This window comes from Candidatus Limnocylindrales bacterium (genome assembly GCA_035626395.1).
Lineage (GTDB): Bacteria > Desulfobacterota > Binatia > UBA1149 > CAITLU01 > DASPNH01.
The window spans coordinates 121294-143544 of record DASPNR010000013.1 but is presented as its reverse complement, the minus strand read 5'-3'; the positions used below and the strand labels follow the sequence as shown (position 1 = coordinate 143544).

At 69.0% G+C, this 22251-nt stretch carries 20 protein-coding genes; 9 read left to right on the top strand and 11 right to left on the bottom strand.

Annotation, left to right across the window (positions count from 1 at the left end; translation table 11 throughout):
* Nucleotides 1–836 precede the first annotated feature (836 nt).
* Entirely contained in the window at nt 837–1493 is a 657-nt protein-coding gene (locus VEC57_07320; GenBank protein HYB98934.1) for a peroxiredoxin, read from the top strand.
* 11 nt (nt 1494–1504) lie between these two features.
* Complete coding sequence (locus VEC57_07315) at nt 1505–2371, top strand: alpha/beta fold hydrolase (protein ID HYB98933.1); 867 nt, start codon at nt 1505–1507, stop codon at nt 2369–2371.
* A 120-nt stretch (nt 2372–2491) separates the two neighbouring features.
* On the opposite strand, the gene ptsP is transcribed toward VEC57_07315, so the two are convergent.
* The 4 genes from ptsP to VEC57_07295 form a co-directional block, all read right to left on the bottom strand.
* On the bottom strand, nt 2492–4819 hold the full coding sequence (gene ptsP, locus VEC57_07310) for a phosphoenolpyruvate--protein phosphotransferase (GenBank protein HYB98932.1): 2328 nt from the start codon (nt 4817–4819) through the stop codon (nt 2492–2494).
* Nucleotides 4820–4953: 134 nt separating this feature from the next.
* The gene (locus tag VEC57_07305) at nt 4954–5739 is read right to left on the bottom strand and encodes a hydroxymethylpyrimidine/phosphomethylpyrimidine kinase (protein ID HYB98931.1); all 786 of its coding nucleotides are present in this window, start codon (nt 5737–5739) and stop codon (nt 4954–4956) included.
* 127 nt (nt 5740–5866) lie between these two features.
* On the bottom strand, nt 5867–7042 hold the full coding sequence (locus VEC57_07300) for a DegT/DnrJ/EryC1/StrS family aminotransferase (protein ID HYB98930.1): 1176 nt from the start codon (nt 7040–7042) through the stop codon (nt 5867–5869).
* Nucleotides 7039–7827 (bottom strand): Sir2 family NAD-dependent protein deacetylase, encoded by a 789-nt coding sequence (locus VEC57_07295; protein HYB98929.1) that lies wholly within the window; start codon nt 7825–7827, stop codon nt 7039–7041. The genes VEC57_07300 and VEC57_07295 overlap by 4 nt, the downstream gene beginning before the upstream one ends.
* 133 nt (nt 7828–7960) lie before the next feature.
* Here VEC57_07295 and VEC57_07290 point away from each other — a divergent pair, with 133 nt between their 5' ends.
* Nucleotides 7961–11668 carry a PBP1A family penicillin-binding protein gene (locus tag VEC57_07290; GenBank protein HYB98928.1) on the top strand — a complete coding sequence of 1236 codons (3708 nt, stop codon included), beginning with the start codon at nt 7961–7963 and terminating at the stop codon, nt 11666–11668.
* Here the strand turns inward: VEC57_07290 and VEC57_07285 are convergent.
* Complete coding sequence (locus VEC57_07285; protein ID HYB98927.1) at nt 11610–12632, bottom strand: histone deacetylase; 1023 nt, start codon at nt 12630–12632, stop codon at nt 11610–11612. The genes VEC57_07290 and VEC57_07285 overlap by 59 nt on opposite strands.
* An 87-nt stretch (nt 12633–12719) precedes the next feature.
* Between VEC57_07285 and tatB the strand changes: the two genes are divergently transcribed.
* Nucleotides 12720–13208, top strand: a complete 489-nt coding sequence (gene tatB / locus VEC57_07280) for a Sec-independent protein translocase protein TatB (GenBank protein ID HYB98926.1) — start codon at nt 12720–12722, stop codon at nt 13206–13208.
* 10 nt (nt 13209–13218) lie between these two features.
* Nucleotides 13219–13998, top strand: coding sequence for a twin-arginine translocase subunit TatC (gene tatC / locus VEC57_07275; GenBank protein HYB98925.1), 780 nt, complete (start codon nt 13219–13221; stop codon nt 13996–13998).
* A 100-nt stretch (nt 13999–14098) separates the two neighbouring features.
* On the opposite strand, the gene VEC57_07270 is transcribed toward tatC, so the two are convergent.
* The 3 genes from VEC57_07270 to VEC57_07260 are packed head-to-tail and all read right to left on the bottom strand — an operon-like array spanning nt 14099 to nt 16782.
* Nucleotides 14099–14428 carry a hypothetical protein gene (locus VEC57_07270; GenBank protein ID HYB98924.1) on the bottom strand — a complete coding sequence of 110 codons (330 nt, stop codon included), beginning with the start codon at nt 14426–14428 and terminating at the stop codon, nt 14099–14101.
* A gap of 9 nt (nt 14429–14437) precedes the next feature.
* On the bottom strand, nt 14438–14758 hold the full coding sequence (locus VEC57_07265; protein HYB98923.1) for a hypothetical protein: 321 nt from the start codon (nt 14756–14758) through the stop codon (nt 14438–14440).
* Complete coding sequence (locus tag VEC57_07260) at nt 14755–16782, bottom strand: hypothetical protein (GenBank protein ID HYB98922.1); 2028 nt, start codon at nt 16780–16782, stop codon at nt 14755–14757. Before VEC57_07260 ends, VEC57_07265 begins: the two co-directional genes overlap by 4 nt.
* Nucleotides 16783–16888: 106 nt before the next feature.
* On the opposite strand from VEC57_07260, the gene VEC57_07255 reads away from it, so the two are divergent.
* Nucleotides 16889–17677 carry an enoyl-CoA hydratase/isomerase family protein gene (locus VEC57_07255; GenBank protein ID HYB98921.1) on the top strand — a complete coding sequence of 263 codons (789 nt, stop codon included), beginning with the start codon at nt 16889–16891 and terminating at the stop codon, nt 17675–17677.
* Nucleotides 17678–17693: 16 nt separating this feature from the next.
* Here the strand turns inward: VEC57_07255 and VEC57_07250 are convergent, their stop codons facing one another.
* Genes VEC57_07250 through VEC57_07240 form a run of 3 tightly spaced genes read right to left on the bottom strand, consistent with a single transcriptional unit; the run spans nt 17694 to nt 19210 of the window.
* A complete protein-coding gene (locus VEC57_07250) occupies nt 17694–18098 on the bottom strand; it encodes a hypothetical protein (protein ID HYB98920.1) in 405 nt (134 codons plus the stop codon).
* Between the two features lie 5 nt (nt 18099–18103).
* Nucleotides 18104–18406, bottom strand: coding sequence for a hypothetical protein (locus VEC57_07245; protein HYB98919.1), 303 nt, complete (start codon nt 18404–18406; stop codon nt 18104–18106).
* Nucleotides 18407–18409: 3 nt separating this feature from the next.
* On the bottom strand, nt 18410–19210 hold the full coding sequence (locus VEC57_07240; GenBank protein ID HYB98918.1) for an alpha/beta hydrolase: 801 nt from the start codon (nt 19208–19210) through the stop codon (nt 18410–18412).
* Between the two features lie 25 nt (nt 19211–19235).
* Between VEC57_07240 and VEC57_07235 the strand changes: the two genes are divergently transcribed.
* From VEC57_07235 to hslU, 3 genes are all read left to right on the top strand, one after another.
* A complete protein-coding gene (locus VEC57_07235; protein HYB98917.1) occupies nt 19236–20159 on the top strand; it encodes a tyrosine recombinase XerC in 924 nt (307 codons plus the stop codon).
* 99 nt (nt 20160–20258) lie between these two features.
* The gene (gene hslV / locus VEC57_07230) at nt 20259–20801 is read left to right on the top strand and encodes an ATP-dependent protease subunit HslV (protein HYB98916.1); all 543 of its coding nucleotides are present in this window, start codon (nt 20259–20261) and stop codon (nt 20799–20801) included.
* 51 nt (nt 20802–20852) lie between these two features.
* Nucleotides 20853–22238: an ATP-dependent protease ATPase subunit HslU gene (hslU, locus tag VEC57_07225; protein HYB98915.1), complete on the top strand. Its 1386-nt coding sequence runs from the start codon at nt 20853–20855 to the stop codon at nt 22236–22238.
* Nucleotides 22239–22251: the final 13 nt, after the last annotated feature.

Here is a 22251-nt window from a genome sequence, read left to right as displayed (position 1 = left end):
CTCGCACCCGATCCGTTCTGGCACCGGGTCGCGGCTTCCGCGTCTCGCCACCGCGCTAGGGGTGGCCGGCAGTCCCGGCGGCCGCATGGTTGCGCCTGCGGGCAGCCGGTTTCGCTCCCGGACGCCAGACCAGAGCGGAACGTGGCTGGCCGGGATCCGGTCTCATGGAACGACAACGGCTCGAATCTGCCTGTGACAAGTCCGCGTCCGATACCGGTGATGCCGGCTGCGACTGCGTCGATATGCGCTATCGATCCGTCATTCGTCCAACCAAGAGCGTGTGCATCGCACAGGACGCCGCACAAGCATCCCTGGCACCATCCACCCGCCGCGCTACCCTTCGCATGCATCGTGGCGAAGAATGGTTGGAACTGTAGTCAGAGAAGGCAGCTGCTTCCGTTGCCAGGTCGTGCAGATTCCGGCGCTCGAAAACGGCTTCCGAAGCCGGTGCTGCAGATCGCCTGAGGCCTTCGCCGTCGTCCGTTCCCGCGGTACGCTGACACCGATCGTGATCGCCTACTGCCGCTCGCACGGCGGGCAGCAACGGGCCAAGACCGAGGCCGGAAAGCTCGAGAAGGCGCTGGCGGATTCGTAGCGGGCGGTGTTCTGGAACGTCAGTGTTCGGCGTCCGGCGCTGCGTTCGATGCCCATGTCGGTTGACGCGGGAGGTGGAATGACACGACGAGCGCCAGCTCGAGGGGCGCGCCATGAGCTCGAACGGCAGGAGGAACCGGTCTTTCGCATGCTCGTGCCTCCTGTTTGACAACCCTGCCCCTCCGCGGAAACTCACCCTCGGCGCGCCTTCGGCTGCGCAAGAACGTTCGGAGGTTGCTCCCATGACCGAAGCCCAAGCCGCTCCCAAACCTTCGCTGCCGCGGCTCCTGGAGCCGGCACCGCAGTTCGAAGCGGTCTCCACGCACGGTCCGATCAAGCTCTCCGACTACAAGGGGAAATGGGTGGTGCTGTTCTCCCACCCCGCCGACTTCACGCCCGTGTGCACCACCGAGCTCATGGAGTTCGCGCGGCGGCAGGACGATTTCGAGAAGCTCGGCGTCCAGCTCATCGGCCTGTCCATCGACAGCATCTACGCGCACATCGCCTGGACTCGGAACATCAAGGACAAATTCGGCATCGAGATCCGCTATCCCATGATCGCCGACCTCGACATGAAGGTGGCGCAGCTTTACGGCATGGTTCATCCCGGCGCGTCCTCCACGGCGACCGTCCGCTGCGTCTTCGTGATCGATCCCGACCAGAACCTGCGGGCGATGGTCTACTACCCTCTCACCAACGGCCGCAGCGTCGACGAGATCTTTCGCCTGGTGAACTCGCTGCAGACCTCCACGCAGCACGGCGTGGCGACGCCCGAGGGATGGAGGCCTGGCGACAAGGTCATCCAGCCGCCGCCGCTGACGGCCAAGGGCGCCGAGGATCGCGCCAGGGATCCGCAGTTCGAAGTCACCGACTGGTACTTCGCCAAGAAACCCCTCTGAGCGGCGCTCGCTTGGTCACCACGAACAAGGCCGGCGCCGGCCGTCATCTCCTCGCCGGAAGACGCGTCGTCATGGTTCTCGCCCTGGCCGCGGCAGCTTCGCTCCATCCTGCGCGTACCGCCCAAGCCGTCACCATCGCCGACCCAACCGCTCGCGGTGAGGTCGTCGAGACGACGTTCAAGAGCGTCGATGCCACCGTGGCAGCGCAGTGGGAATTTCCCGCGCGAACGCCCGCGCCGCTGGTGGTGCTGATCCCGGCATCGGAGGCGCTGGACCGACACGGCCTGCCCCCGGGCTACGGCGCCGACCTCGACACCGGCATCTACGCGCAGCTCGCCAAGCGGCTGGTCGCCGCGGGCTTCGCCGTCTTTCGCTTCGACTCTCCCGGCACCGGTCGCAGCAGCCCGGGCCGCTATGCCACCGTCCGCTCCAATGCGCTGGAGGCGTACACGCACGCGGTCGAGCACGCCAAGGTGGATCCGGACAAGGTCTTCCTGTTCGGCCACGCCTGGGGCACCGACACGATCGTGGGAATCTACTCGCGCTATGCGCAGGTGAAGCCGCCGGCAGGCGTCATCCTGTTCTCGAACATGGTCGGAGAGACCGACATCGTGCAGGTGGATGCGCCCACGCTGATCGTCGTCTCCGACAAGCTGCCCGACGACCTCTACCAGCGCGGCCGCTTTCCGGCCGATGCGCGCGACAACTTCAAGGACAAGAAGCTCGAAACCAAGCTGGTGACGATTCCCGCCGCCGAACCGACGCTGCTCGCGCCGGTGGAGAAGTCAGGAGGCGGCAAGAACATGCTGCTCGACCCGCGTGCGGTCGATGCGGTCATCGAATGGCTTCAGGCGCACACCGGCGGCACGCCGACCTAACGCTGCCCCGCCTGCGCGTATTCCGTCAGCGCAGCTTCTCTTCCGGCCCGGAGTCGATTCGAACCGGCCGCGCCCGAGGCGCCGACGGGCGATCGATCCGGGCTTCACTCGGGCAGGGGATCAGGTGAACGTCTCGACCAGCTCGATGAGCCCGCGCTCCCGCAGGGCGGAAAAGACGTAGCCTTTGACTTCCTCGACCGTGTCGCAGCGCAGGACGTCCTGGGCGATGCGCTGCGCGTCATCGTAGCGCGCGCTGCGGATGATCTGCTTGACCACCGGAATGTAGAGCGACCCCATGCTCAGCTCGTCCAGCCCCATTCCCACCAGCAGCAGCGTGCACAGCGGGTTGCCCGCCATCTCGCCGCACATGCCGACGCGGCGGCCCGCCTCGCGCGCGGCGTCTACCACGATGCGGATCGACTGCAGCACGGCCGGATGCAGCGGCTCGTACATCGAGGCGACCTTCAGATTGTCGCGGTCCACCGCCAGCGTGTACTGGATCAGGTCGTTGGTGCCGATGGAGACGAAGTCGACCTCGCGCAGGATCTCGGGCGCGCGCAAGACGGCCGCCGGCACCTCAATCATCGCTCCCAGCTCGATGCCTGGCGCGGGCACAAAACCGTTCTGCGACAGGTCGGAGAGGCACTCCGCGTAGAGCTCGCGCACGCGCCGCAGCTCCTCGACGCTCGTGATCATCGGGAACAGGATGCGAACGGGAAACTCGCTGGCGGCCCGAAGGATGGCGCGAAGCTGATCGAGGAACGTGTCTTCCGATTCGAGCGAAACGCGAATCGAGCGCAGGCCGAGAAAGGGGTTGCCCTCGCGCGTCTGCTGCGCGAACAGCGGATACTTGTCCGCCCCGAGATCGAGCGTGCGAATGGTGACAGGGCGGCCGCGCATGCGCGTCATCACGCGCTTGTAGAGCCGCAGCTGCTCCTCCTCCGTCGGAAAATCGCGGTACGAAAGGAACGGAAACTCGGTGCGATAAAGGCCGATGCCCTCGGCGCCGAAGCGCTCGACCAGATCGAGCTCGCTGATCAATCCGACGTTGGCGAGCAGGCTTACGCGGTGACCGTCGAGGGTCTCGGCCGGCAGGTCGCGAAGATGGGCGAGCCCTCGCTGGAATTCGCGATACTCGGTGTCCAGACGGCGGTATTCGGCGATGACGTCGGCGCCCGGGCGCACGTAGACCGTGCCCGAGTTGCCGTCGACGATGACTTCGTAACCCTCGCGCGCGGCCTCGTAGACGCCGGCCGCGCCGACCACGGTCGGGATGCCGAGCGACTTCGCGAGAATGGCGGCGTGCGAGGTGACGCCGCCGGCCGAGGTGACGATGCCTTCGAGCTTGGAATGATCGATCGCCGCCAGATCGGTGATGGTGAGCTCGGAGGCCACCAGCACCGCGTGCTCGCGCACCTCGGGGACCGGTGCGTCCACGCCGAGCAGGTGGTGCAGGATGCGCTGCCCGGTTTCGCGAACGTCGGAGACGCGCTCGCGCAGGTAGTCGTCGCTCATCGTGCTGAAGCGCTGCACGTAGTCGAGCACCACCACGCGCACCGCGCTTTCGGCGCAGAGGCCCTTCTCCATCTCCTCGTGAATGCGGCTGGTGAAGGAGCGGTCCTCGATCATCATCCGCAGCGCTTCGAACATGGCGCCGCCAACCTCCGGCACCAGCTCGCCCATGCGCTCGCGCGCCTCGTCCACTTCCTTGATGGCCTCGGCCAGCGCGGCTTCGAAGCGGCTGCGCTCGCTTTCGTATCCGCGTCCGGGCTTGAGCTCGATGCGTTCGATCTCGACGGGCTTCTCCAGTCGGTGTGCGCGTCCGATGCCGAATCCCGGCGACGCACCCAGGCCCGACAGATGCAGCACGCCGCCGCTGTCGAGATGGCGGTCGATGCGACGCTTGCCGATCTCGAACGCCTCCAGGCGCTGGATCGCCTTCTGCATCTCGCGCCGGTAACGCTCGCGCTCCTCTTCCTGGTGCTGCAGGCGCTCGGACAGGTGCGCGTTCACCATCAGCGCGCGCGCCTGACCCGCGACCGAGCGCGCCAGCATGATCTCTTCGTTGGTGAAGCGGCGGCGGCGCCGGCTCTGCAGGACGAGCACGCCGATCGTGCCGAGGCCTTCGCCCACCGGCACGCCGAGGAAGGAGTGGTACTTCTCTTCTCCCGTTTCCGGGAAGAACTTGAAGCGCGGATGCGTCAGCGCATCCACGACGACGACCGGCGACTGCTGCTCGACCACGAGACCGACCAGGCCTTCGTTCTTGCTCATGGTCACGCGGCCGATGCTGCGTGAGGGCAGGCCGTGCGTTGCTGCAAGGCTGAGGATTTCGGTCCCTGGATCGAAGCTGTAGAGCGAGCAGACTTCGCAATCGAAGGCGCTGGCGAGCATGCGTACCACACCCTCGAGCGCTTCCTGGGAATCGGGCGTGCGTCCGAGAAACAGCGTCAGCTCTTCGAGAAGCCGCAGATGACGGCGCGTGCCGCGATGGCGCTCGGAAGCGGCCGCGGCCTTGTCGGACAGGGAGGTGGGCGGTGCGTCTTTGATGACGCACCTATATCAGTGCCCACACGCCAATCTCAACGAACGCGGCGGGGCGCGCGCAATCGTGCGCCGCCGGCAGTGACGGCGTGCGTCAGCAATTCGCGCACGTGCTTTCTCGCGCCGACCAGTGCGGCTTCGACGCTCATGCCGCGCGCCAGCGCCGCCGCCATCGCGCTGGCGAATGCGCACCCGGTCCCGTGCATCGAACCGCGCAGCCGCGTGCCGCGAAAAATCCGCTCGCAGCCTTCGTGCAACAGCATGTCGAGAGGCTGGCCGCGCAGGTGCCCGCCCTTGATGACGATGGCTCCGGTCGTCCGCGACGAGAGGCGGCGCGCCGCGGCCGACATCCCGTCCACGTCGCGCACCGCCATACCGGTCAGCACGGCCGCCTCGTCGAGGTTGACCGTCACCACCGCCGCCAGCGGCAGGAGCCGCGCAAGGATGGCGCGCGCCGCCGCGGGCCCAGCCAGCTCGCCGCCGCCCGAAGCACGCAAGACAGGATCGAGCACCAGCGGCACTCGCGCAGTCAGCGGGCGCAGCGTAGCGGCCAGCGCGGCGGCGCAAGCCGCCGACGGCACCTGGCCGATCTTGATTGCCGATGCGGGAAAGGCGCGCAGAAGCTCGCGCAGCTGTGCCGTCACTTGCGGAACGGGAACCGGGTGCGTGGCTCGCACGCCGCCTCCCGATTGCACGGTCACCGCGGTGGCGACGGCGAGCGGCATGACTTCGAGCCGCTCGAGCGTGCGCGCGTCGGCCACGATGCCGGCGCCGCAGCTCGGATCGAGGCCGCCGATGGCAAGAACGAACGGTGGCCTCTTCATCGCGGCAGGCCCCGCGACGCGCGCCTCGGCACCGTCGCTGCGGGGACGAGCGCGCGGCGACGGCGCCGCGTTGCGGCCATCGTCCACGCTGCCTTCGGGCAACGCCGCGCTCGCGCACGCACGTTGGTCATCGTTGCCCGTGCGCAGCGTCGCCGCACGCAGCGGACAGGCCGGCGCAGACTGCCGCCACCGCCTCGTCGGCAAGCGACGGATAGATCGGCAGGCTCAGCACCTGCTCAGCCATGCGCTCGCTGACCGGCAGATCGCCGCGTGCACCGCCCTCGGCGGCCAGGCATGGCTGCAGATGGAGGGGAAGCGGATAAAAAACCCGCGTCGCGATCCCTTCGCGCTCCAGGCGCGCCTGCACGGCATCGCGGCCGCAGGGCACACGCACCGTGAGCTGGTGCCAGACGTGCTCCTTGCCCGTGGCCGGCTGCGGCAGGATGAGGATGTTGGCCGCGGCCGCCGGTGCCAGATGCCGCTCATACAGAGCGGCGATCTCCTGCCGCCGCGCGTTCCAGGCCGCCAGGTGCGAAAGCTTGGCATTGAGAACGGCGGCCACCAGCTCATTCATGCGCGCGTTGATTCCGGCGTCCTCGTGCTCGTAGCTGCCTGGCGCCGCGCCGTGAACGCGCAGGCGCGAGAGGCGGCGCGCCAGCGTCTGGTCATTGGTCACGACCATGCCCCCGTCGCCCGGGCCGCCCAGGTTCTTGGTCGGATAGAACGAAAGACAACCGGCGTCACCGACCGCCGCGGCCGCTCCCGCGTCCGACCGCGCGCCCAGGGCCTGCGCCGCATCCTCGATCACGCGCAGATCGCGCTCGCGTGCATACGACACCAACTCGTCCATTGCCGTCATGCGCCCGTAGAGATGCACCGGCAGCAGCGCGCGCAGCCGTGCGCGCGTGCGGCGGTGACGAAGCGACCCGTCGAAATGGCGATCCACGGCGGCTGCCATTTGGGCGGCGCCGGCAAGGAAGGTGCGGTCATCGATGTCGCAGAAGACCGGCTGGGCGCCCGCGCGAACGACGGCGCCGGCGCTGGCGAAGAACGTGAAGGCGGGAACGATCACCGCATCGCCAGGCCCGATCCCGAGCGCGAGCAGCGCCAGGTAGAGGGCATCGCTGCCCGACGAGCACGCGATGGCAAAGCGGGCGCCGGTCAGCTCCTGGATGGCGCGCTCCAGCTCGGCGGTCTGCGGCCCGTGCACGAACAGCTGGCGAGCGAGCACGTCATCGATGCGCTTTCGCGCCTGCTTTTCGACGAGCGCGAAATCCGAGGCCAGGTCGACGAAGGGGATCAAGGAAGCTCGAGACCCGCCGCGCGCACGAGCAGCGACATCGACTCGCCGGCCGAGCCGCGCAGCAGCACGTCGGCGATGTCGTCCTTGGGCGTCTCCTCGTTGTTGACGATGATCAGGCGCGATCCGGCCGCCACGGCGGTGTCCGGAAGCGCGGCGGCCGGATACACCTGCAGCGACGATCCGACCACCAGCATCAGGTCGCAGGCTTCGGCCGCCTCGAACGCCTGCGCCGTCTCGCGCTCGGGCATCGACTGGCCGAACGAGATCGTGGCCGGCTTGACGCGCCCGCCGCACACGTCGCACGAGGGCACCACGACCTCGCCCGCGACCAGCCTGCGGTGGAGCTGCTCGCGATCGTGGCTGGCGCCGCAATCGATGCAGCCGGCGCGCAGCGACGAGCCGTGGATCTCGGTGGTGCGCTCGGGCGAGCTGCCCGCCTTTCGGTGCAGGCCGTCCACGTTCTGCGTGACCAGCCGCAAGAGCTTGCCGGCCTTCTCGATCGCCACGATCGCATGGTGCGCGGCATTGGGCTCGGCATCGCGCAGGACCGGATACGACTCCGTCGACATCTTCCAGTAGTCGCGCCGCGTGGCTTCGTACGCGCAGAAGAGATCGAATGTCAGCTTGCGCGGATCGTATCTGGTCCAGAGGCCGCCAGGGGAACGAAAGTCGGGGATGCCCGACTCGGTCGAAACGCCGGCGCCGGTCAGGACGACTACGCTGCGAGCTTGCGCGAGAAGTGCCGCTGCCTGGCGAATGGCGCCGGAGAACCCGTCTGCGTTCACGTCGAGGGGCTATAACCGGACGCCCATACGCTCACAACTTCCGCGCAACGGCCGTGCGCGCGCAGGCGGGCGTGTTGCGCGCCGGTGCCACCGCGGGTAGCTTTTCGAAAGGTTTATAAAGGACATACGAGCGATGCGGATGCTGAAGTGGATGGTGGCAGTGATGCTGTCGCTCGTGTGCGCGGTGGGTGGCGTGATCGTGCTCGCCACCTACGACGAAATGACCTCGGCGCTGCCGCCCATCGAACGCCTGCTTCAATACGAGCCGCCGGTTGCCACCAGGGTTTTTGCCAGCGACGGCGCCCTGGTCGAGGAGTTCTACCGCGAGCGCCGCTACCTGGTGCCCATCGAGAAGATCCCGCCGGTGGTGCGCAACGCGTTCCTGGCCTCCGAAGACGCCGACTTCTACAGCCATTCCGGCGTCGATTTCATCGGCATCGCGCGCGCATTCGCCGCCAACCTCAGCGCCGGCTCGGTCGTGCAGGGCGGCAGCACCATCACGCAGCAGGTGGTCAAGGTCCTGCTGCTGACACCCGAGCGCAGTTACGAACGAAAGATGAAGGAGATCCTGCTGGCGCTGCGCCTGGAGCAGCACCTCAGCAAGGATCAGATCCTGGAGCTGTACCTCAACCAGATCTACTTCGGCGAAGGCAATCACGGCGTCGGCGCCGCGGCCCGCAGCTACTTCGACAAGCAGGTCTCCGAGCTGACCCCCGCGCAGGCCGCGCTGCTGGCGGGCCTGCCGGCGGCTCCGAGTCGATATTCTCCTCGCCGAAACCCTGAAGCCGCCATGAAGCGTCAGCGCTACGTGCTGCGGCGCATGGTCGAGGAGAACTTCCTCAGCGCCGGCGACTACCAGAATGCGCTGCGCGAAGAGCTCACCCTTGCGCCCCAGGCCGACCAGCGGCAGTCGGTGCGGAATTACTACACCGAGGCGGTGCGCCTGCAGCTCGAGGAGATGTTCGGCGAGGATGCGCCGTACAACCAGGGCTACACCGTGCACACGGCGATGGATCCGCGGCTGCAGGGCCTGGCCGAGGCCGCCGTGCGCAACGGCATCGAGCGCGTCGATACTGCCCTGGGCTATCGCGGCCCTCTCGAGCACCTGGACGCCACGAGCATGCAGTCGCGCATCGATCGCGACGCCACCGATCCTTCCCTGGCCACGCTCGATCGCGAGCGCATCTATCAGGGCGTGGTCACGTCGGCCTCTTCGGGAAGCATCGAGGTGGTGGTGGGCCCGCATCGAGGCAAGGTCGACACCTCCTCGGTCAGCTGGAGCTCGAAGGTCAAGAGCAGGTCGTTCAAGGTCGGAGACGTCGTCGAGGTACGCACGCGCAAGCCGGGCGAATCGGCGCCGCGCCAGTTCATCAATCTCGACGAAGACGGCGACGGCGAAGCCGACAAGGAGCCGCCCGCGCAGCAGCCGGCCTCCGCCGACAAGCTCTACCTCGCGCAGACCCCGGAGATCGAGGCGGCGCTGGTTGCCATCGACATGAAGGATGGCGGAGTGGCGGCCATGGTCGGCGGCTACGACTTCCTGCGCACCCAGTTCAACCGTGCGCTGCAGGCCAAGCGCCAGCCGGGCTCGGCGTTCAAGCCGTTCGTCTACGCAGCCGGCCTCGACCACGGTTACACCCCGGCGAGCATGCTTCGCGACTCGCCGGTCGAGTACATGGACAACGGCAAGCCGTGGCAGCCCCGAAACTACACGCGCGACTACCGCGGGCCCATCAGCTTCCGTCAGGCTCTCGAGCAGTCGCGCAACGTGGTCTCGGTCAAGCTCGTCGATGCGGTCGGTGTCGACACCGTGGTCGATTATCTGGAGCGCTTTCACTTCGACGCCGAGCTCGGCGCCAACCTCTCGATCGCACTGGGAACCTCCGAGATGTCGCTGCTGGACCTGACCGCCGGCTACACGGCTTTCGCCGGCGGCGGCGTCAAGGTCGAGCCCGTCATCGTCAAGAAAGTGGAGGACAAGGCCGGCACCGTCTTCTTCCAGGCGCAGGCGCGGCGCCGCGAGGTGTTGTCGCCGCAGACCGCCGCGCTGATGACGTACATTCTCGAAGGCGTCGTGCAGCGCGGTACGGCAACCACCATCAAGGCGCTGGGCCGGCCCGTTGCCGGCAAGACCGGCACCACCAACGACCAGCGGGATGCGTGGTTCGTCGGCTACACGCCCGACCTCGTCGTGGGCGTCTGGGTCGGCTTCGACGATCAGACGCGTTCCATGGGAAAGATGGGAACCGGTGGACGCGTGGCCGCGCCGGTGTGGCTCGAGTTCATGAAGGCGGCGCTGCAGTCTCGGCCCGTGCGCGACTTCGAGCTTCCCGACGGCATCCGCTGCGTCAACATCGATGCGGGCTCCGGCACGCGCGCCAGCGAAGCGACGACCGATGCCTTCCTGGAATGCTTCAAGGAAGGCACCGAACCGATCGAGCCGCCGACGGTGTGGGCGAACGAGAGGCGCGAGCCTCGCAGACCCATCCTCGCCGAGCCCGGCGAGGACGGCGCCACCGAGGACACCTTTCCCGACACGCAGCCCGACGACGGCTTCCGCGAAGAGGTCGAGGCCGCCGAGAACGATCCGTATCGCGTGCCCCTCGAAAGCGAGGACGACGGCGTCTACCGCATCCCCGACGAGGCCGAGGCCGAGCCCGATCCGCGCTACCAGCGCCCTGCCGGCCCCGTCTACGACAGCCGCTTCCGCGTCCCGGCCCAGGGCTCCTCTCCGCGCCCGCCCGACCGCTACATTCCGCCGCCGCCGCCCGCGCCTCCGCCCGATCGACACGCGGCGCCTCCGCCGGAGCGATACGTGCCGCCGCCCGACCGAGACGCGCCGCCCGACCGTTACCCGGCGCCGGGCCGCTACTCCGCGCCGCCGGCTGCCCGCTATTCCGCACCGCCGAGAGCCGAGCGGCACTCGGCTCCTCCCGACGGCGACCGCTATTTGGCGCCGGCCGACCGCGAGCCGCCCCCAGCGGATCGCGCGGGGCCGCCGCCGGTCGCCCGGTACTCGGCGCCGCCGCCGAGCCGCTACGCGCCCAGCCGCCTGCCGCTGCCGCCGCCGGATCCTCCGAGAACGATGTCGGAGGACGATTTCGAGCGGGTGGAGCCGCGGCCGCACGCGGAGCGGTACGAGCGGCCGTCGCGTGAGCCGGGAGCGCCGCCAGCGGATGCTTCCGGCCGGCCGAGCCCGCAGGAACGCGACGATCCCTTCGAGCCGCGCGAAGAGAGCGTCGAGGAGCCCGTGCGCCGCGGGCCGCGCATCATCGATCGCTATGGCGAGCAGCGGGACGAGGCGCGCGACGAGGACGATTTCGTCGACCTTCGCACCGGCGAGCCGGTTCCGGCGCCGCGCCCGCCGGACCGGCCGCCCGTGAGCCCGCCGACGCACCGCACGCCGCCGCCGCCGAGTGCACGCGCGCCGGGGCCGCCGCCCGACTTCCAGCCGCCCTCCTCGAGCTACCGGCCGCCGAGCCCGAGCAGGCCGGCCGTGCCGACGCCGTCGCGGCCCATCATCGAGGAGCGCTACATGGCGCCGCGCCATCCGACGCCGCAGGAACGCCAGCGCATGCTGACGGCGCCGATGGCCGAAGAGGATCTGCAGCGAAGACCGCCGGACGATCTGCCCAGCGGTGGGCCGTCGCCGACGCTGCCCGAGCAGCGCCCGCCCAAGCCAACCGCGCCGCCGCCGGGCGCGCGCGTGCGCCCGCCGGGCACCGTGGCGCCGCCGCCCTCGCCGCCGGATCAGGAGAGCGCGCGCCGGGCCGAGCCCGGGTTCATTCCGTATCCCACACGGCCGCCGCCGCCTCGGCCGCCTGACGTCCCCATGCAGTGAGCTCGCCCTCGCTGCGCTCGAAGCGCGCGGGCCGGCGCAACGCGTCCACCGAACGCTCGACCGACGCCGCCAGCGCCGAAAGATCGTAGCCGCCCTCGAGCAGAAGAAGGATTCTTCCCTGCGCGTGCTCGTCGGCCACTTCGACGAGCGCGTTGGTCATCTCGCCGAACGCCTCGGTGCTCAGCTGCATCGATGCAAGCGGATCGCTGCGATGCGCGTCGAATCCGGCCGACACCAGAACGAACTGCGGCCGGAACCGGCGCGCCACCGGCAGGATGAGATCGCGAAAGGCTGCGTAGTAGTGCTCGTCACCGGCCCCCGCGGGCATCGGGACGTTGATGTTGTAGCCGGTGCCCGCGCCGCGCCCGATCTCGGCCGCCGAGCCGGTGCCGGGATAGAACGGATACTGGTGCGTGGACACGTACATCACCGAATCGTCGTCGTAGAAGGTGTTCTGCGTGCCGTTGCCGTGATGCACGTCCCAATCGACGATGAGCACGCGGTCCAGGCCTCGCGCCTGGCGAAGATGGCGTGCGACCACCGCCACGTTGTTGAACAGGCAGAACCCCATCGGTCGCCATGCCTCGGCGTGATGGCCCGGCGGGCGCAGGGCGGCAAAACCGTTGTCCGCTTCGCCGGCGAGAATGGCATCGGCCATGGCGATGGCGCCGCCGGCCGCCAGCCGCGCCGCTTCGAAGGAACCGGTGGAGGCGGGCGTGTCGGCGTCGAACTGGGTGTGCGCGCGTGCAGCGCTGGCGGCCACCGCGGCCACGTGATCGTGCTCGTGCACGCGCCGCAGCTCCTCTTCCTCGGCCGCTCGCGGAGCGAGACGGCGCAGATCGGCGAAGCCCTCGGTGGCAAAGAGCCTCTCGAGCACTTCGAGTCGTTCGGGCCGTTCGGGGTGGTGGCTGCCGGTGAGATGCTGGCGGAAACGCGGATCGATCAGCAGGACGGTGTCGCGCACGAGACGATTCTTAGGCAGCAGCGGCGCGCATGCCAGCGCTGCAGCAGGGTTGACACTCTGCCCACGTGCTCCTAGCGTGCGACGCGGATGTTCGGCATCGGCCCCAGCGAGCTCATCGTCATTCTCGTCATCGCGCTGCTCGTGCTCGGGCCCACGCGCCTGCCCGAGCTGGCGCGTGCTCTCGGCAAGGCCATGGGCGAGTTCCGTCGCGCCACTTCCGACATCAGCGAGGAGCTGGAGAACGCGCGCATCATGCTCGAGGAGGAAACCCGGCAGACGGCCAAGGCAGCGCAGCCCGACAAGCGCGTCTCGCGCACGCAGCGGGTCGAGGAGAAACCCGCTTCGACGACGCCCGATGCCGCGAGTGCGTCGGGCGCTGCAGCCGCAACCGGCCTGGCTTCCCGAGGCGCAGCCGCCGCCGTCCACACGGCGCCGGCGGGTCCTGGCGCGCCGGCGCCGGCTGCCGATGTCGCGCTCGACGCTTCGTCGTCGCCGTCGGCCGCACCGCAGACTTCGGCAGCCACCGATCGCCCGATGCCGCCTCCGGCGCCCGCAACCTCCGACAAAGCCTCCTGACGCCGCGACGATGGCCGACGTCGAGCTGCCACTGACCGGCCATCTCGCCGAGCTTCGCCGGCGTATCGCCATCGCCCTCGGCGCGATCACCGTCGCTTTCGCGTTCTGCTATCCGTATTCGCGCCAGCTTTTCGAGTTTCTCGAAGCTCCGCTGCTAACCAGCGCCGCCAGCTCCGGATACGAAGTGCAGATCGTCGGCACCGGCGTGGCAGAGGCGTTCTTCACGCGCATCGCGGTGTGCGCCGTGGCCGCGGTGTTCCTGGCGCTGCCGGTGGTGCTGTACCAGCTGTGGAAGTTCATCGTGCCCGGCCTCAAGGAGAGCGAGGCGGGCTTCGCACGCTGGTTCACCATCGCCGGCACGTTCTTCTTCCTGGCCGGCGCATCCTTCTGCTACCGCGTGGTCTTCCCGGTCGGCTTCCCGTTCTTCCTGCAGGAGTACGAGAACATCGGCGCGACGCCGGTGCTGCGCATCAGCGAATATCTTTCGTTCTCCTCGCGCATGATGCTGGCCTTCGGCATCACGTTCGAGATGCCGGTGCTGACGTATTTCCTGGCGCGCGCCGGCGTGGTCACGCACCGGATGCTGATCGACTATGCGCGCTTCGCGGTGCTGGCGATCTTCATCGTGGCCGCCATCCTGACGCCTCCCGACGTCGCCTCCCAGATGATGATGGCGGTGCCGCTGCTGATCCTGTACGTGCTGTCGATCGGCGTGGCGTACACGTGCGGCCGCCGCACCGAGGCGGTGGCCGGGGAGGCCGGCGCCGCCGCGAGCGACGGCGGCGCATGACAACATCGCCGCGCGGGCGCAGCCGCAAGATGCAATGCGTCCGGCCATCGATGCTGGTCTCGAAGCGCCCGCTTTCACGCCGGCAACCGTGCCGCCTGCCTCAGAGTGACAACGCCTCGCGCAGCTCGCGCCGCAGCGCCGAGGACGAAGGCACCTGCACCGCGTCGGTAGCCTCGAGCAGCCAGCTGAGCATGCGGCGCGTGTCCTCGATCAGATCGGGCACTGCCAGCACCGCCTCGAGCACCCGACCCTCGTCGTCGCCGGGGTGGCGGTCCATCGAGCGGCCCGACGCGAGGCCCTCGTAGGACTCGATGACCAGCTTGAAGAAGACGATCTCGAAGCGTGGCACCGAGAAGAACAGCGTGTAGACGCCGAGGCCGGCGTCCAGCTCGGCCTCCGAAACGTCCACTTCTCGTCGCCTCTCGCTCATGAAGATGGCTCAATGATAGGCGCGCGAGGCGTCGAACCAGATCTCGGCGATCTCCTCGCAGGAGCGGCATTCGACCCGAACCACGCGCAGCACTTGCTGGCCGGCGGGCGAGGAGCGCTCGCCGAGGCTTTGCACACGCCCGCCGCACGGACAGATGCGCTGGTGGACGTGGAAGTCGATCTCTCCAAAGCCTTCGACCTCGATGGCGGTGGCGGGACTGCCGCCCGGAAGCGCGGCCAGTGCCTGACGGAAGCGCCGCCGGCGCAGCCAGCGATACGCGCTCGCCGCAAGCGCCGCCAGCAGCGCCAGCGTCAGCAGCAGCCCGGTCACTCGATGTCGATGCCCAAAGTCGGAAGCTGATCGTCGGCAAGGCTCTTGACGGCCACGTTGCGCGGCGCCTCGACGGGCCGCCCCGCCTTGGCCTGCGCCACCAGCTCCACGTACTGGGGAGTCAGCGCGATCGTCGGCGCAGCCGCCGTGCCGCCGATGAACACGTGGACGTACGTCCCGGCGGCCGGCGCGACGCGCAGCGCCTTCGCCCACGGAGCCGACGAGACGAGCGCATCCGTCACCTGCGCCGGCAGGTGGACGTGGCCCTGGAGCTGCAGCGCACCGTCGCGCGTCATGCGACCGTCGGCTTCGAGCTGCGTCTCACCGGCTCGCACGAGCACGCCGCCGATCTCGTAGTCCTGTTCGCGCTGCGCGAATGCGAACAGGATGCGGTCGCCGGGCGTGCCGCGACCCGATTTGTGCCGCGGCACCAGCGAAGCGGAAGCGGCGGGCAGCGCTAGCGCGGGATCGGCCGCCGCCAGAGCCTCCATCAGCTTCTCGAAGAGATTGTCGCTTCCCCAGCGACCGTTGCGGATGCCGGCGCGGCCCACGAAATACTTGTTGCGTGCGATGTCCTGGCCCGCGCGAAACGCCGCCTCGCCCATGCCTTCGACGTCCAGCGACAGCGCGGGCACCACGCGCGGCGCCAGATCGTTCATCGCGATCGGCCCGATCTTTCCCGTGAACGTCGCTGCCGGGTGCTCGGGTGCACGGTACGTCGCCGTCACCGCCGCATCGCTGCCCCAGAGCGTGGTGTTGGCGATATTGACCTGCAGATGTTCACGAAACCAGCGCAGGCCGAAGCCCACGTCGCCGAGATCGAACGGGCCGACGTGGAAGGAACCGGGACGAAAGCTCGCGATCACGTCGCCGTTGATGGCCGCCAGGCGGCCCGCGATGCGCGTCGGCTTCAGCCGCACCGGATATCCGGCCATGGCGGGAACGAAGATCTCGGGTGATTCCGCATCGTACGCGATGAACGACTCGCCCGGCTTGCCGAAGAACTCGATCTTGCCGCGCACGATCGCCTGCGGCCTCCACGGCTCCGGCACGTCCCAGTCGGCGGCGACCTTGCCCGCATCGACGTCGCCGAAGGCGGCGCTGAGCCGGAAGTCCCCGCTGGTGCGCACGCCCGCAGTGCCTTTGACCTGCGACAGCGTCAGGTTCTGCCAGGCCATCTGGCCGCCGCTCAGACGCAGCATGCGATCGTCGATCGAGAAGTCGCTCGAGAACTGCAGCGGCGCGGTGCGGCCGAACAGGCTCCAGTCGATGCTGCCGCTGATCTTGCCTCGAAGCGGCGTGGCCGGCGCTTCCTCGCTCGTGCTCTCGCCGACGATGCCGTCGGCGTCCACCTGCATCGACATCGCGCCCGTGAAGCTCGGATCGAAGCGTTCGGGGAATGCCGCGCGCAGCGCCTCCACCTGCGCGTTCTGCAGATGGAGCCTTGCCGTGAGCTTGTCGCCGCCCAGCGGACCGGCACCCCAGACGACCGTTCCGTCAGTGAGCGGGCGCGTGGGTGCGCCGAAGGCCGAGCCGCTGATCTCGAAGCGCATGGATGCGCCGTCGGCCGACGGCTCCAGCACGATGCGTGCGTCCTCGACGCGAAAAGGCCTCGCAATGGGAAGGTGGATGTCGAGCGCCAGATCGTCGGCGACGTAGCGCGCGCCGCCGGACGGGTCCGGCTCAAACCGCGCGGCCAGATCCTGACCCTGGACCGGATGCACGATGCCGAGCAGAGTGGTGATGCGCGAAGGCGCAGCGTTGCCGACCAGCTTGCGCCATCGTCCGATCAGATCGTCCGTGCCCTGCCCGCTGCCGGCCTCGCCGGCTGCAGCGCCGGCCGGTGCCGCCTCGCGCGCATCGCGCGTGCCTGCCTCGCCCGCCGCGTCGCTCCGCTCGGTTGCCTGCCGAGCAGCGCCGCGCTGCTTGCGTGCGGCGGCGGTGTCGGAAACCTCCGCCAGCGCCACTGCCGCCACGACCAGGCAGACCAGCACCGTCCATTTCGTGTTCCGCTTCGCTTTCATCTCGAGGCTTCCGGGAGCGCGCTTCGGCGTCACCTGCTTTGACTGCAGGAACCTGGCGCGTTAGTGGACGCGAATTCTACGTTCCTGCCGCGGGGGGAGCAACGCGATGCCTTACGAGCAGATTCTGGTGGAGACCTCCGGTGGCATCGGCCGCATGACGCTGAACCGTCCCGCCGAGCGCAATGCGATGACGCCCAGGATGGGGCAGGAGATGAGGCGAGCCGTGGCCGAGCTCAACGCCGATCACGGCGTGCGCGTGGTGGTCATTCGCGGCGCCGGCAAGGGCTTCTGCTCCGGCGCCGATCTTCGCACGCTCGGTGCCGAGACGAGCGCGGGCAGCGGCGAGGAAGGCCTCGGAGGAGGCGAGAACTTCTACCGGGCGTTCCTGTCGATTCGCGACCTTCGCGTTCCGTCGATCGCCGCCATCAATGGCCATGCCGTGGGCGCAGGGCTGTGCTTCGCGCTGGGCGCCGACCTGCGCGTGATGCATCGGGACGCCAAGGTGGGAATGACGTTCGTCCGGCTCGGCATTCATCCGGGCATGGCGGCCACCTGGACGCTGCCGCGGCTGATCGGTCCCAGCCGCGCCGCCGACCTGCTCTATTCGGGACGCATGGTGGGCGCCGAAGAAGCGCTGGCCATGGGCCTGGTCAACCGCGTCGCCGGAGACGACTTCGATGCCGCCGTCGAGGAATTGGCCGCGGGCATCGCCGCCGCCGCCCCGCTGGCGGTGCGAGGCCTCAAGCAGACGCTGTCGGCCACCGAGCAGCGCTCGCTCGACGATGCGCTGGTCCGCGAAGCGAGCGTGCAGGCCACGACGTTCGCCACCGCCGATGCAGCCGAAGGAATCCAGGCGATGCGCGAAAAGAGGACGCCGCAGTTCACCGGACGCTGAGGCTGCCCGCGGGCGATCAGTCCGTCTTCTCGGAGAAGTTGGTGACGCGCCAGACGTCGCCGGCCGGCTTGAGGACCACCAGCACCAGACGGCGGAACGGCTCCATCCCTTCGGGACGGATCAGCAGCTCGTACTCGAACGTCGCCCGCTGCGCGTCTTCCCGTGCGAGCTTTTGCGTGTAGGAGACGTGCGGCTTGGCGGTCTCGCCGTCGATGGCGGAATCGCGGGCCAGCTCGATCTCCTTCTCGACCTTCTGTCGCGCAAGATCGGTGGTGTGCGCGAGCGCATCGGTGAGTTGGATGCGAACGTAGTGATCGTCGAGGAAAGCTTCGGCGGTGCCTCGCGCGGTGCTGTCGTCGGCGGTGCAGCCGGCAAGCGGCGGCCCCATGAGCAGGCACAAGAGAAGGAGAAGCGCGCGCAACGTGCTCATCCTTTGCGGAACAGGTTCTCGAGAGCGCTCTGGGCGTCGTCGGAAGGCGCAGGGGCGGCGGCAGCGCCGGTCGCGCCGCGCGGCGTGTAGTAGTCGCAGAAGTTGGCACGCTCCTTGTCGACGACTCGCTCCGCCGACGGCTCGCTGCATTCGTTGTAGGCGGAGGAGTCGTAGAACCTGCAGGTGCGGCAGCAGCGCAGGTCCATGCCGCAGCCGTCGCAGCGCGCGTTGCGCGAGACCGTCGCGTCGAACGTGGTCGGAGAGCCGCAGGCGTAGCAGATCACGCACCGCTCGGGCATGACTCACCCTCCCTTGGCCGGCGCGGCGCCCGGCTCGAGCCAGCGCTCCAGGACGTCGAGCAGGCGCTCGAGCGCGCCCGGCTCTTCGAAGCGGTGGCCCACGCCGGCAAACGTCTCGACCTTGACCGGGCCCGAGACGCTGTCGGCAATGATGTGCGCATGACGCAGCGGCACGACGGTGTCGGCGTCTCCGTGCATGACCAGCACCGGCATCGCCACCTTGGCCAGGGTGGCCGGAGCGTCGATGCGCAGCACGTCGTCGAGGAAGGTGGGCTTGAGGAAGCCGGAGCCGATGCGATGACGGCCGCGGCGCCGCCAGTCGGCGATCGCCTTGTCGCCGAGGTTTTCCGTGAACAGGCGCGTATCGGCCACGGCTGCGATCGTGGCCACGCGGCTGACGACGTGCGGCGCCTGCGCCGCCGCCAGCAGCGCCACCAGCCCGCCGAGGCTGGAGCCGACGAGCGTGCAGTCGCTGGCGGCGAATTCACTCATGAAGTCGAGCGCGCCCAGGACGTCGCCCACCTCGCCGGTGACGGTGAGATCCTCGTAGTCGCCTTCGGAGTCGCCCACGAAGGAGAAGTCGAACCGCAGCACGTTGTAGCCGCGCGGGACCATGCGCTGCACGATCGCCTGCTGCTTGGTGCCGCCGCGCGTGGACTCCATCCCGTGACACAGCACCAGCCAGCGGCCCGCGCCGGTGCCGACGCGATGCAGGTCGCCGACCAGACGGTTGCCGCGTCGCGAAGGAAACTCGACGCTCTCACCGGCGATGCCCGAAATGGGCGCGGACTGTTGTGCCGCCACGATCCGGGTTGATACCATGAGAGCGATGGCGTCCGAAGCTGAAGCCTCTGCCGAGCACGCGCTCCTCGATGCGTTCGAGCGCGCGCTGCGCAGCGAGGCTGGCCTCTCCGCCAACACCCGCCGCGCCTACCGGACCGACCTGCGTCAGTTTCTCGGGTTTCTGGCCGAACGCGGCGAGATCGACGATCGGGCCCCGGATGCGGGACGGATCGTAGCCGCGGGCGTGGCCGCCATTCGCGCGTTTCTTGCGGCCAGGCTGCGTGACTCCTCGCGCGCGACGTCGGCTCGAAAGCTCGCCGCGCTCAGAGCCTTTTTCGCCTGGGTCGGGCGCGAGGGGCGCCTCGGCAATCCCTCCGACGCCGTCAGCGCCCCCAAGGTGCCGCGCATGCTGCCCGTGCACCTGTCGGTCGATGACCTCGCCCGTCTTCTCGCCTCGCCCGACACGGATACGTCGCTGGGGCGTCGCGACCGCGCGTTGCTGGAAGTCCTGTACTCGTGCGGCCTGCGCGCCGCGGAGGCGGTCGGGCTGAACTGGAGCTCGCTGCACGAAGGCATCGGCGTGGCACGCGTACGCGGCAAGGGGAGCAGGGAACGGGTCGTGCCCATCGGCGCCGAGGCCCTGCGCGCGCTGCGCGTGTACCGGGAGGGCTGGAAAGGACCGCGGTGCGACGAGCAGGCGGTCTTTCTCAACGCCAAGGGCGGTCGCCTGACCACCCGAAGCGTCGGACGCGTCGTCGAGCTGCATCTTCGTCGCAGCGGAATCGTCAGCCACGCCACGCCGCATTCGCTGCGACACTCGTTTGCCACGCACCTGCTCGAGAGCGGCGCCGATCTGCGCGCGATCCAGGAGATGCTCGGGCACGCGTCCATCGCCACGACTCAGCGATACACGCACCTCGAGCTGGCACGCCTGGCTGCGGTGCACGGCAAGGCTCATCCGCGAGCTTGATCGCGCGCGTCGTGCGTCGCTGCCGCGCACGCCGCCGTAGCCGGCGCGCTCGTGCGCGGTGACTGGCAATCGGCCAGTGAATCGGCAAAGGTCGAGCGCGTGGCGAGCCAGGACATCCACGGAACGACCATTCTTGCCGTGCGCCGCCAGCAGCGCGTGGTCATGGCGGGCGACGGACAGGTCAGCGCAGGCGGAACCATTCTGAAGGCGTCGGCTCGCAAGGTCCGGCGGCTGCACGGCGGCAAGGTGCTCGGAGGCTTCGCCGGCGCCACTGCCGATGCGCTGACGCTGTTCGAACGGTTCGAGGGCAAGCTCGACAAGTACAGCGGCAACCTGTCGCGCGCGGCCGTGGAGCTGGCCAAGGATTGGCGCAGCGACCGGATGCTGCGGCGCCTGGACGCTATGCTGGTCGTCGCGGATGCGACGGCGACGCTCCTGATCACGGGGGCCGGCGACGTCATCGAGCCCGACGACGGCATCGTTGCCATCGGCTCGGGCGGCAATTTCGCGCTCGCCGCGGCGCGGGCGCTGATCGCGCACACCGAGCTGGAGCCGCGAACGGTTGCCGAAGAGGCCATGCGCATCGCCGCCGCCATCTGCGTGTACACCAATGGCCAGCTCACCGTGGAGGAGCTGTCGTGAGCGGCCGGCGCCGTGACCGGGCGCGACGATGAGCGGCAGCGGAGCCGTCCGATGACAAACAGCTATCCCATGACCCCGCGCGAGATCGTCTCGGAGCTGGACCGCTACATCGTCGGGCAGGCGGCGGCCAAACGCGCGGTGGCAATCGCGCTTCGCAACCGCTGGCGGCGCCTGCAGGTGCCCGGCGAGCTGCGCGAGGAGATCGCGCCGAAGAACATCATCATGATCGGGCCCACCGGCGTCGGGAAGACCGAGATCTCGCGGCGCCTGGCGCGCCTTGCGCAGGCGCCGTTCGTGAAGGTCGAAGCGTCCCGCTTCACCGAGGTCGGCTACGTCGGCCGCGACGTCGAGTCGATCATCCGCGACCTCGTCGACATTGCCATCGAGCTGGTGCGCGAGGAGGAGACGGAGAAGGTTCACACGAAGGCGCGCGAGCGCGCCGAGGACCGCATCATCGGCGAGCTGCTGCCGGCAACGCCGTCGATGACGGGTCCCGGCGGGCCGGCGACCAATCCGGAGACGCAGGCGACCTTCGAGAAGATGCGGCGCCTGCTACGCGACGGGCAGCTCGACGACCGAATGGTCGAAATCGTGCCGCCGCCGCCGCAGCTCCCCGGTGGAGCGTTCTTCGAGGTCATCACGCCGCAGAACATGGAGGAGGCGGGCCAGAGCCTGAAGGACACGCTGGCCAACCTGTTCGGCGGCGGCTCGCCGCTGGGCGGCGGCCGCGATCGACCGCGGCGCAAGGTGCCGGTCAAGGATGCGCTCGAGCTGCTCACCAAGCAGGAAGCGCAGGGCCTGATCGATCAGGAGAAGGTCGCGCAGGAAGCGGTCAGGCGCGTCGAGCAGAACGGCATCGTGTTTCTCGACGAGATCGACAAGATCTGCTCGCGGCAGGGCGCCTATTCCGGGCCGGACGTTTCCCGCGAAGGCGTCCAGCGCGACCTGCTGCCGATCGTCGAAGGATCGCAGGTCAAGACCCGCCACGGGATGGTGCGCACCGATCACATCCTCTTCATCGCCTCGGGTGCCTTCAATCTGGCAAAGCCGTCCGACCTGATCCCCGAGTTCCAGGGACGCTTTCCGGTGCGCGTGGAGCTGGATGCGCTCGGGCGCGAGGATTTCGTTCGCATCCTGACCGAGCCGCAGAACTCGCTCGTGCGCCAGTACAAGGCGCTGCTGGCTACCGAGGGCGTGACGCTGGAGTTCGAGGAATCCGGCATCGGCGAGATCGCGGCGATCGCGGCCGAGGTCAACGGCCGCAGCGAGAACGTGGGAGCGCGGCGGCTGCACACGATCATGGAACGGCTGCTGGACGAGATCGGCTTTCATGCGCCCGAGCGCGGCGGCACCGAGCTGCGGATCGATGCGGCGTACGTGCGCGAGAAGCTCGGGCCGGTGCTCGACGACCAGGATCTGTCCCGCTACATCTTGTAGCTCGCGTGGCAGG